The 11,115-nt window shown below is 48.8% G+C and carries 7 protein-coding genes; 3 read left to right on the top strand and 4 right to left on the bottom strand.

Features of this window, described 5'->3' with window-relative positions:
* The first annotated feature begins 109 nt into the window (after positions 1-109).
* Positions 110-1,045 (top strand): Rpn family recombination-promoting nuclease/putative transposase, encoded by a 936-nt coding sequence (locus tag IQ235_RS08190; RefSeq protein ID WP_264320992.1) that lies wholly within the window; start codon positions 110-112, stop codon positions 1,043-1,045.
* A gap of 89 nt (positions 1,046-1,134) precedes the next feature.
* Here the strand turns inward: IQ235_RS08190 and IQ235_RS08195 are convergent, their stop codons facing one another.
* Positions 1,135-1,689 (bottom strand): SMI1/KNR4 family protein, encoded by a 555-nt coding sequence (locus IQ235_RS08195; protein WP_264320993.1) that lies wholly within the window; start codon positions 1,687-1,689, stop codon positions 1,135-1,137.
* 138 nt (positions 1,690-1,827) lie between these two features.
* Between IQ235_RS08195 and IQ235_RS08200 the strand changes: the two genes are divergently transcribed.
* Complete coding sequence (locus IQ235_RS08200; protein ID WP_264320994.1) at positions 1,828-4,041, top strand: S-layer homology domain-containing protein; 2,214 nt, start codon at positions 1,828-1,830, stop codon at positions 4,039-4,041.
* Between the two features lie 119 nt (positions 4,042-4,160).
* Here the strand turns inward: IQ235_RS08200 and IQ235_RS08205 are convergent, their stop codons facing one another.
* Together IQ235_RS08205 and IQ235_RS08210 are read right to left on the bottom strand one after the other, a co-directional pair.
* A complete protein-coding gene (locus IQ235_RS08205) occupies positions 4,161-6,959 on the bottom strand; it encodes a CHASE2 domain-containing protein (RefSeq protein WP_264320995.1) in 2,799 nt (932 codons plus the stop codon).
* 16 nt (positions 6,960-6,975) lie between these two features.
* Complete coding sequence (locus IQ235_RS08210; RefSeq protein ID WP_264320996.1) at positions 6,976-7,950, bottom strand: DUF928 domain-containing protein; 975 nt, start codon at positions 7,948-7,950, stop codon at positions 6,976-6,978.
* Between the two features lie 1,046 nt (positions 7,951-8,996).
* Between IQ235_RS08210 and IQ235_RS08215 the strand changes: the two genes are divergently transcribed.
* Positions 8,997-9,962 carry a CHAD domain-containing protein gene (locus tag IQ235_RS08215; protein ID WP_264320997.1) on the top strand — a complete coding sequence of 322 codons (966 nt, stop codon included), beginning with the start codon at positions 8,997-8,999 and terminating at the stop codon, positions 9,960-9,962.
* 388 nt (positions 9,963-10,350) lie between these two features.
* Here the strand turns inward: IQ235_RS08215 and IQ235_RS08220 are convergent.
* A partial coding sequence (locus IQ235_RS08220; RefSeq protein WP_319592560.1) for a calcium-binding protein occupies positions 10,351-11,115 on the bottom strand: 765 nt, incomplete at its 5' end.

Genomic DNA, 11,115 nt, shown 5'->3' on the forward strand with positions numbered 1-11,115 from the left:
GTGGTAAACTGCACCAAAGGGCGAAGCTATATCTATTTTTTGTACGCTAAACAATTTTAAATTGCGATCGCCCCGCTTCAACCCACCCGCTCCCCACATCCCTTGTCCGATGATATTTATCAACCCAAAAACCGATTATGCCTTCAAAAAAATATTCGGTTCCCCCCAAAGTAAAGACATTCTCATTAGTTTTCTCAATGCTTTAATCTATGAAGGTCATTCGACCATCGAAGACTTAGAAATTATCGACCCCAACCTCGCTCCAAAAGTCCAAGGATTAAAAGATACCTATCTCGATGTCAAAGCCAAACTCAAGGATGGCACGATCGTCATCATCGAAATGCAGGTTCTTAACGTAGAATCCTTTGGCAAACGAGTATTATTCAACGCCGCCAAAACCTATGCCTTTCAATTAAAGTCTGGGGAAGGTTATCGGATGCTAAAACCCGTGGTGGCCTTAACCATTACCGACTTTGTGATGTTCGAACAAAGCGATCGCTTCCTTTCGCGATTTTGTTACAAAGAAGAAACGGCAAATTTTAAGTATCCCGAAAATGACATCGATTTAATCTTCATCGAATTGCCTAAATTTACCAAGGATGTACCCGAACTCGAAACCCTAACCGATAAGTGGATTTACTTTATGAAATGCGCTCGCAGCCTCACCGAGACTCCCGAGCCTTTAGATAGCATTCCCGAAATTCATCAAGCCTTTACCATTGCCAACCAAGCAAATTTAAGCCGGGAGGAAGTTGAAGATTTGGAACGTCGAGAAATGTTTATCTACGACCAACAAGGGGCGATCGCATTAGGTCGTCGAGAAGGTCGTGAGGAAGGCCGTGAGGAAGGTCGTGAAGAAGGTCGTGAAGAAGGTCGTGAAGAAGGGTTAGAAGAGGGGCTAGAGCAAGGTCGCCAACAAGGACAGCGAGAAGCCAAGCTCGCCATTGCCCGACAACTGCTCGATCGCCTTGACGATGAAACGATCGCCCAAACGACGGGATTGAGTATTGCAGATGTGGAAGAGTTACGATCGACTCTCTCGTAATTTATGAGTTAGATACGGCTTCCATTTAGCAATCTATCGATAACGCCGATTGCCCTGTATACGAGTAGACCGTAGAACCTATTGCAAATCTATAAAGACTCCAGAAATTCCTCCTCAGTTTGAATTTTTAAAGATTTTATAAACTCTTTAAATGAATGGGAGATAAGATAAACATTACTATAAGTACAAGGTTCTCCTGCCGCTGTCATTTCTTCCTCTTCATGTTCCCAAAGGTACACTTTACCTTTATTTGTTCCTTGAAAAGATATACAAATAATATTACCGCATGAGGTGGCAATCGGTAATAAGTTAGAAGGTATTATACCAAGATAGCCATAGTATTCTCCAAACAGATCGTAGAGTTTTTGCTTATCGCTGGCAGTATCTAGTGGGATTCCAAAAAATACCTCAACTAGACATTCATCCCCATCTCTTGGATTTTTTTCAATGTAATCCACAACAACATATTCTTCGATTGCGATTGCACAGCCACCATAGTCTAGAAGAAACTGACGATATTGCGTTGGTAATTTTGCCTGTAGAATTTCTTCAAGTTTAAACATTTTACCTTTTGTAAACTCTTTCTCTTGATGTACTAAATTGTCGTATCCAAGAGAATTCATTTTTTCACTGAAGTGATTCATTGACCTTGTACGTTTGTAATTTTACGATTTATCGCCTTCCGATCGCTTTTTATCTAATCTAAAAAAAGCGATCGCCATCCCCGAATCCCCAGACCCCCTTTGCTAAACTAATCCTAGCGAATCAAAAAGGTATCGATCGTGGCAAACCCCTCCAACACATACGATCTGATCGTCTACGGCGATGAAGTTCCCGGCATCCTCGGACTCGTCAGTGCCGCGAGAGAATACTACCGGCGAATGCGGCAATATCCCCGTACCCTGCTGATGGTTAAAAGCAACGCCAAGGACGGACTCGGCGGAACCCTGGTACGCGGCGAACTGGCATACCTCGATCGATCGAGCTTAGACTGGAACTTCCTACAATCGATGGGTTTACCCACCTTCGGCGATCCGGCAAACATCTACAAAGAATTTCTCAAACGGGCCGAAGTAGACTGGATCGCCCTCGACCCGAAAAAAGGTGATGCCGCCGCGCGCTGGATGCTGGGGCAAGTCGGCGCGCAAATTCTCAGTAACGTCCGCATCGAATCGACGATCGTCGAAAACTCCCTCCTCACCGGCATTAAACTCCGGCGCGGCGACACCTACTGGGGCAAACAATTTATCGATGCCACCGTCAACGCCGAACTCGCCCAATTTGCCGGAGTCCGCAAACTCAAAGGCTACGAAACCTTCGGCTTGCCAGAATCGGAACTTCCCGTCACCCTCTGCTTCCAAACCGAAGGTCTGAGCATCCCCACCCTCAAACAAGTCGAAACCTCCTCCCTTACCCGCTTCTCCAACCCTCGCGATTTAGAAGCCCAGCATTGGTTGGATATTGCCGCCGGATTCGCCGCCGAACTTGCCACCATTCTCCGAGGAGACCTATTCGACGCGGCAGGCAGACTTAAAACCCTCTACCAAGCCAAAGACTTCGTCGATATCCGCAGTCGTGCCCTGAGCATCGCCTACCACTCTTTCCGCCAGAAAAAATGGTCTTTGGCCGAAACCGGATCGGTATTCGATAACGGCAACGTCGCCGTATTACCCCAAGAACGACTCTCCTGGAATTCTCTTCTGTTTTACGTCAACGGAACCGAAGCCGAAAAACTCGCCCGAACCGGAGCCAAACCCACCCCCGCCATGGAAGAAGAAATGGACTGGGTTGCCACTTGGATAAAAAAAGCGATGGGGGCAACATCGGTCAAACCCGCCACCGAACTCTACATCCGCCATGCAGGGAACGTTACCGGAGTCGTCGAACCCCTCACGGGAACGAAAATGCTCGAAGGAGGGGTTCCCGACTCCGAAGCCCTCGCCAGCTTCAGCTACCACTTCGACGTCCGGGGTGGCATTACCGGCTTGGGAGCAAAAGGACGAGAAAAAGGATACAGTCGAGTCGGCTTCCATACCAAGCCCATCTTCAACGTCGGGATTCGCCACGCCCAAATCCGCGATGTTCCCAACCTCGCCGTCGTCAGTCCCGCCTCGGGATTTGAAGGCTACGCTTCTTCTGCCGGACGGATCGTCGAATTTAACGTTGCCGTGGCCCAAGGACTCGGAATTGCCAGCGCCATCGCCCTCATTGAAAACCGCAACCTCGCCGAGATTACCAACCTCGAAGTCCGCAAAGTGCTCGTCAAAACCGGGCAGCTTCCGCGCATTTACGGGCAACCCAACCCAGAAGCCGCCGCCAAGATGAGGAAATTTGAAGCCGATTTAGTCATTCCTCCTTCTTCAAAGCCCACTTCCCCTCTGCCGATACTCACGCCCACCCAACTCACCGATATTCGCGAACATTGGGCGCAAGAATTCATTCAACCCCTGTTCGAGAAAGAATACCTGCAGGGATTTGGCGATCGCACCTTCAGACCCCAAGCCAACCTCACCCGCGCCGAATATGCTGCCATCGTCGCTAAAACCTTCGATTTCCCCCTCAAATCCGAACCGATCGACTTTTTCGACGTATCGTCAGACTTTTGGGGGGCAGATGCCATTACCAAAGCCACCCGCATGGGCTTTATTTCCGGCTTCCCCAACGGAACCTTCCGACCCCAGAAAAATCTAACTCGTACTGAAGCCTTGGTAGCGCTTGTCAGCGGTTTGGTTTTAGTGGCCGACAATACCGATATCCTCGAATTTTACCTCGATCGCAACCAAATCCCATCCTACGCCACTAGAGCAATCGCCGCTGCCACCCAACACGGACTCGTCGTCAACCATCCCCACCGCCAACGCCTCAACCCCCTGGCAAGCATTCGTCGCGCCGAAGTCGCTGCTACGATCTATCAAGCATTGGTACTCAAATCGCGAATGCCAGCGATTCTTTCCCCTTATATCGCTGACGCTGACATCGAGAGCTTGAATAGATAATGGCTAAGGGATCTGCGGGAAAATAACAGACCAACCGTAGGGGTCAACGGTCGTTGACCCCTAAAGCAAATTGTTAGCAAGCTGGTATCTTATTTTTTGGCAAGTCCCTAAGCTGCCGGTCAAGTGGGTGTCAGATAAGATTGAATGAGTTCTTGAACTTTTTTGACTTGGAAACTTTTCGTCAGTCGGCGAACTTGGCTGGCAAATGGCTCTAAAGTTATATCGCCCAATTCGAGTTCGTTAACTTCCCGTTCGATGGCTTTGATATTCCCCCGTCGGGCGAGATCCTCTAGCTTCTGCAAAATCTCGCGACTGGGTACGGTTGTCGGTGTTTGGGTGCCATGACCGTTTGAACTCGAAGATTCCCGAGAGGGAGAGGGAACAACGGATTCTTCATAAATCCACTTGCAGCCCATGGCCTTTTCTAAGGTCGCCAGAAGTTCGTCGATGGAGACGGGTTTGGGTAAAAAGCTATCTCCTCCCGCATCCAATGCCGCTTGGCGATCGGATTCGAAGACACTTGCAGAAGATACAATAACGATCGCCTCTTTAAGTTCGGATAGAGACCGGATTCGCCCGATCATTTCAAATCCGTCCATCACGGGCATCGTAACATCAGTCACAATGACATCGGGAAGGAATTCTTGTGCTTTATCCAATCCTTCTTGACCGTTGGTCGCTTCCACAATATTAATTCCGATCGGCTCGAGTAAGTTCACCACAACCGATCGATTTTGCCAGTTATCGTCCACGAGTAAGATCTTCGGTTGCTTTCCCTCAATGCCAATAATTTTTTGACGATCGGGCTTAGCAGAGTCCTCAATCCAGTCTCGGGCAACGGGTAAAACCAAATCGATCTCAAACGTACTGCCTTCGTTCGGCTGGCTGGTCACTTTGAGTTCGCTGTCCATCATCTGCACGATTTTTTGGCTGATGGCGAGTCCCAACCCCGTGCCTTCCGATTGTTTTTTCGTATCTCCCACTTGCTCGAAGGGCAAGAAAATCTTTTGGATTTGTGCTTGACTCATACCCACTCCCGTATCTTCAATCTGAATGCGAATCTGTCGATAGGAGGTATGAGGATTTTCCCGGTCTTCCTCGGGTGCTGGGGAAGCACTACCGATATCTCGAACTTTGAGGGTTACACCTCCGGTCTCGGTAAACTTGATTGCATTTCCCAAAAGGTTGATGAGTACTTGACGCAGTCGTTTTTCATCCGCTCGGATTCCGGCCGGTAAATTGGGGTCGAACTGCTCGGAAAACGAAATACCTTTTTGTTCGGCTTTGATGGAACAAATTTGCGCCACCCCTTTTAAAAAAGATGAAAAATGGAATTCGTGGGGGTGGAGTTCGAGTTTTCGCGCTTCAATTTTAGACAGATCGAGAATGTCATTAATTAAAGTCAGTAGGTGGGAACCGCACTGATGAATAATCCCGAGACCATCTTGTTGTTTGGATGTGGCGGCTCGATCCCGTTGCAAAATTTCAGCGTATCCCAAAATCCCATTGAGGGGAGTGCGCAGTTCGTGGCTCATATTGGCCAAGAATTCACTTTTGGCTGAGTTGGCGGTATCGGCAAGCTTTTTGGCGACTTGCAATTCCCGAGTTCGCTCGCTGACTTTCGCTTCGAGGGTCTGAGAATATTCTTTGAGGCGATCGTTCGCATCCTCGAGTTGGAGATTGGTAGCAGCCAGCCGAGCGTTCGCACTTTTGAGTTGCCAATAACTATGGTAGTTCGTGGCAATAACGGCCGAAAGAAAAACAGCTAAGGTCGGTGAAATAACCGGAACGAACCAACCCATTAAAAATGCCACGTAGCCGAAGGCGACTAGACTGAGTACCGAGCCAGAAATGACGAGAATCGTGCTGACGAAAAAGAATGTTTTGCCAAATCGATTGGCTTGTAACAGCACCCAACTCCCGATCGCACCCACGGCAGACCAAAGTAGAACCCATACCCCTTCTTGCTTGTGATTCCACGCTTGCAAAAACGGACGACCTTCTAAAGCCGCACCCAAAATTTGACTGATAATATGGGCGTGAACTTCAACACCCGGCATTTTCCCTGGATACGGGGTGAAGAAAAAGTCATTGGTGCTCTCTGCGGTGGGCCCGATCAGGACAATACGATCGCGCATTAATTCGGGATCGAAGCCACCAGAGAGTACTTCCCTCATCGACACTCGTGTAAAACGATTCACCCCCCCTCGGTAGTTTAAAAAAATTTGATAGCCGCCGAAATCGTGCCCCAGTCCTTTATAAGGGACTTCATTTCCGATGAGGGGAATAAAGAGTGCTTTCCCCAAACGGTAGTATTTTTTCTCCCGATCGGCAAACTCGAGTTCGAGCTGGTGCCTCGATGACAAATAGTCTAGAGCTAAGCGCGTTCCGAACCCAGGCTTTCCCTGAGCGTAAATTAGTGCCCTGCGAATTTTTCCATCGGCATCTTCGACCAGATCGGCTAATGCGACTTGATTGGCTTCCTCTAAAGCGGGGGGAGGTCCAACTTGTTCCGCTGGTTCTCCAATGGCTTTTTCAACCCCAATCAGATTGGGCGTGTTTTTGAAAATCTCCACCAATCGCTCGTGACCGGGAGGCTCTGGCAAGTCGCGATAGAGATCGACGCCGATGGCAGCCGGCTGCCGCGTGGCAATATTCTCTATCAGTTGGGCGAGGACTTCATCGGGAATCGGCCAATTCTCAACTTGGGAGATATCCTCCTCATCGATAGTGACGATGACAATTTGCTCGTCAACCGATTCTTGCGATCTCAACTCAAAAAAACGATCGAACGTTGCCCATTCTAAAATCTGAAACCAACCTAAAGCACCCCCAGCGATCGCGCAGCCGGCGACACTGGGGGCGATGACGAGCACTCCCCGCCACTCTCTAAGGAGTTGTTTGAGCTTAAGCCACATTGACCAATTTTTGAAACTACTCGGTTAGGGGTTCGGTTACCAAAATCGGATTAGCCGCATAATCACCCAAACCGACTTGTTCTAACAACTCCGTCCATTCAGACACTAAGTTATTATTGTCGGGTTCCGAACGCTTGAGTTCCACCAAAGTGGTCAGAGTATCGTACCAAACACCTTGCCGACCGTAGGATGCAGCCAGCTCTAATGACGTTCCCGCACTTGCTTGAGCCGCAAGAGATCGATCGGGTTCGATCCGCTCGATCCACCCCGAAATACTCGGAGAGTCAGGACGCAACCGATCTCCTTCGAGGGTGACAAAATACCATTCGTAATGTTTGCCAACTTCGAGGGGCGGAGCTTCGTCGGGCAGCGTAAAACTAATAATACCTTTGCGGTTAGCAATGGGCAAAGTGGTTTGATAGTAGCTGTTGCGATCTTCGTCTTGCAGGCTGAAAAAGACCTGCTTGACTGAGGTCGCTGGCATGTAGATGTAGAAGGTGGGGCGCTCGGAAACCGTGCGACCGTGGTTGGTATTGGGAATCAGAGCGGTCACGAAGTACTGCTCGCCTCTAGAACTCGCTCCCGAAGTTGTGTTCGGTGATTCGCGACCGGGTGTTTCAAAGGTAACTTCCCCGCGAGATGCACCTCCAGTAGTTTGGGCGGGTGCATCCGCTCCATTGGTTTCAAAAACCGTTTCCCCGCGAGATGCACCTCCAGTGGTTCGGGTGGGTGCATTCGCTCCATTGGTTTCAAAAACCGTTTCCCCGCGAGTCACATCGCCTCTTTCTACATTGGGATAAGCAGCTGCAGGGGGAAGAAATTTAATGGTTCCCCGAGATGCGCCACCCGTAGAACGACGAGGAGACGCATCGTTCGGGGCTTCAAAGGTCACCGATCTCGCGGGATAGAACCAGCTCGTACCTGCGAGCAGACCGATGCTGGTAAGAATAGAAACAAGAGACTCCTTTAGCCACTTTTTCTGCTTAGCCATAATGTGCCCTCTGAGAATTGGTATCTGAAATTTTGCACCCATAGAATAATCATATTATAGACTTCAAAGCTCCTGTCACTCGGTTTTCGAGAGGGAGAATTCATAAATTTTCCTGAAAGTGGAGAAGGATTTCCCAATTACTCCCTTTTCACTCGTTATTGAGGTCGAGCGGCTGCAGGATGGAAACCCCGGTTATCGGACATATCCAAATAGATCCACATTGAAAGAAACCTCCCCTGCCAGGAAATGAAAGGGGAGGTGAGATCGCGCTGTATTCATTGTCTTGAGGTTTATTGCTGACTGGGTAAAGAGAGCGCAAAGATTCAACAGCAACAAGTAAAGATTGATTCTCTAGGTTAGATCTGAAGATATTAACCATCTAATTTTTTTATCTGGAACCTTTCTCACGATCTTTTGGAAAGACTTTTTTTTAGAGAATTATAATTTCAGGTCTCCTTGTTTGCGATCGCATCTTTATCTTTAAAATATTCAGAATTCGATCTAGGGACAAGGTAGACCAACTTATCTTTTGCTTCTCGCTTCTGCAAGCATTTTTAAACCCGAACTGACGTTTATAAGATTTACATAAAAACGAACGGTTTGTAATTTACAATTTAGATATTATACGGTCTAAAGTAAGTCGAGACAATGTTGATATCATTCAAAAAATCCGAGCGCTAAAATATCCAATTTTTTGAAATTTTTCAATCTTTCAAAACTTACCTTGAGGCTTGAAGAAAAATAGTGCGAATTTATTGTAACTCTCTTCGAGGTAAAGAACGGAGCTAGAGAGGACTTTGATTTCTAAGTTCAAAATAATATAATAGATTACACGATTATCCGCACGGTAGTCGATTGTCGAAAAGACTCTCTTTGGCATCGCAGCCTCTCTTCAAATTTTCAGATACAATCGACACCGAAAAATGCTATTGAACTCTGGAACGATCGCAAAAATGATAGATATTTTGAAGTGTGATTTTTTATTTGTATTTAACGAAAAAAGATCGAGCGAGTTTAACGTAGATAGCACGCGAGCTTAAACTATCATGAAAACACAGATATCAACCTCAATATTGACATTAGGAGACTATGCCAATCGCGAAATCCGGCGTAGTTTAAAAAAGTGCATCAAACACAAGAAACAAGTTCTCAAAGATAGCGATACCGAACCTTTACATCAAATGCGGATTGGTTTTCGACGGTTGCGAACGGCAATTTCCGTATTCGATCGAGTCTTACAATTACCCGAGGAGGCAAGCGCTCGACGAATTCGTAAAACTGTTAATGTTTTGGGGGCAGTTAGGGATTTAGATGTTCTGCAACAAGAACTCGTTACCCGTTACCGACCGAATTTAAGCGGGAAAGAAGGCAAACGTTTGGATAGCGTTCTCGACCGCTTAAAAAAACAGCGAGTCCAAGACTTTCGCCAACTCGAAAAAGCCCTGAAAGGCGATCGCTTCGATCGACTCGTTCGCAGCCTGCAAAATTGGCTCGATCGTCCCGCACATAAAGCAATGGCCGTTCTTCCGGTTCGAGATGCGCTGCCCGATTTGCTCCTTCCTCTGCTCGCTCAACTATTTTTGCATCCGGGTTGGTGGGTGGGAACAACCCAAGGCAGCGAGTTGAACGGTGGGAGTGTGGCAAATGTTATCGGAATGCTCCAGCAAATCGATCGTGAAAGTGCCAGCCTGCACGATTTACGCAAGCAGGTGAAGCGGGTGCGGTATCAAACGGAAGTGTTTGTGGATTGTTACGACGAAGCTTATACAACACAAACCCGAGAGTTTAAGCACATTCAAGGGTTACTCGGTCAAATGCAAGACCAGGCCGTGCTGCGGGAATTTCTAGAGAAGCAACTCGAATGCGATATTGCTCGGGCATTGCCCACCGTCGCGGAACAAATGCGGCTGGAACAGTGGCAACTCTGGCAGGAGTGGCAACCCATTCGCTACCGCTATCTCGATGCCGAGTTTCGCCAGTCGGTGCGGTTGTTGGTGTTGAATCCGGCTTGAGGAAGGAGGAAGGGACTAGTACACGAGGGCGGGAATTCACCCACCATTAGTTCCGCCGGATACACCACGATCGGGACACTCGATTAGAGAAATGGTAGTTAGACTCCCGCCGCCTTGTACTAGTGCCGCTACGGGTCATTAAAAATGCAAAATGACTAGTACACACAGCTTTCACTGGTTGAGAGTGGGTCAGTTATTTCTGCTGCACTGCACTCGTGCAACAAAGCCGAGACGAGTTATTATAGCAGTCGCCACTATGGGCACGGACACCAAAAATACCGAGCGTGCATTTTCCCCCTGCCTCCCCTGCCTTTTCTGCCCCATTTCACGCAGTGTCCTAATTAACTTGTCGCCTGCTATAACCCGCAAGTCCCCTACAACTTTGACTTTAAAGCATCACGAAATTGTCGCTGCTCAAAGCCTCGTCTACCCCCACCAACGTTGCTAGGGTTGCGCCGCCCAAAGAGACGATCGTGTTACCATCAGTTTGCTCGAAGGACAAATCCTCGAACGTCCAGATGCCGCGAATGCCGATCGCATCTTCGGCAACAGCAAAATCAACAATCGTATCTGCGTCGTGGGTGGGTGCCAAGACGAAAGTATCCCGTCCCGCACCACCGGTAACGAGGTCGTTTCCTTTCCAACCGAGAAGGAAATCGTCGCCATCGCCTCCTTCGAGAACGTCATCCCCCGCCTCGCCAAAGAGTCGATCGTCTCCCGTACCGCCGAGGAGGGTGTCGTCTCCCCCCTGTCCGACGATGCGATCGGCCCCTTCGCCACCGGAAATCAGATCGTTGTTGCGGCGACCTTTGAGCAGATCGTCTCCGCCCCCTCCGTTAATCGTATCGTCGCCGAACAGACCATCTACCCGATCGTTACCGTCGAGGGCATCAATTAGATCGGGGTCGTTGGTTCCGATAATGTCGTCATCCCCATCTGTGGCGATCGATCCGCTGCCGTTGAGAATCGTATCCTGGCGGAAGTCCAGGTTTTGGATCCGTTCGTCGAGTTCCGGGGAAACCTCTTCGGTATCGAAGGGGGTTTGGGTGGGGAAGTGGGCAGCGAGGTACTCAGCCAGGGCATCCTGTTCCGACCCGTCGGGGGCGAAGGTGGCAACCCCAGTTCGGGTGTCGGGGGTGGGATTGTCTTCGTC

Source organism: Zarconia navalis LEGE 11467 (assembly GCF_015207075.1).
Lineage (GTDB): Bacteria > Cyanobacteriota > Cyanobacteriia > Cyanobacteriales > Geitlerinemataceae > Zarconia > Zarconia navalis.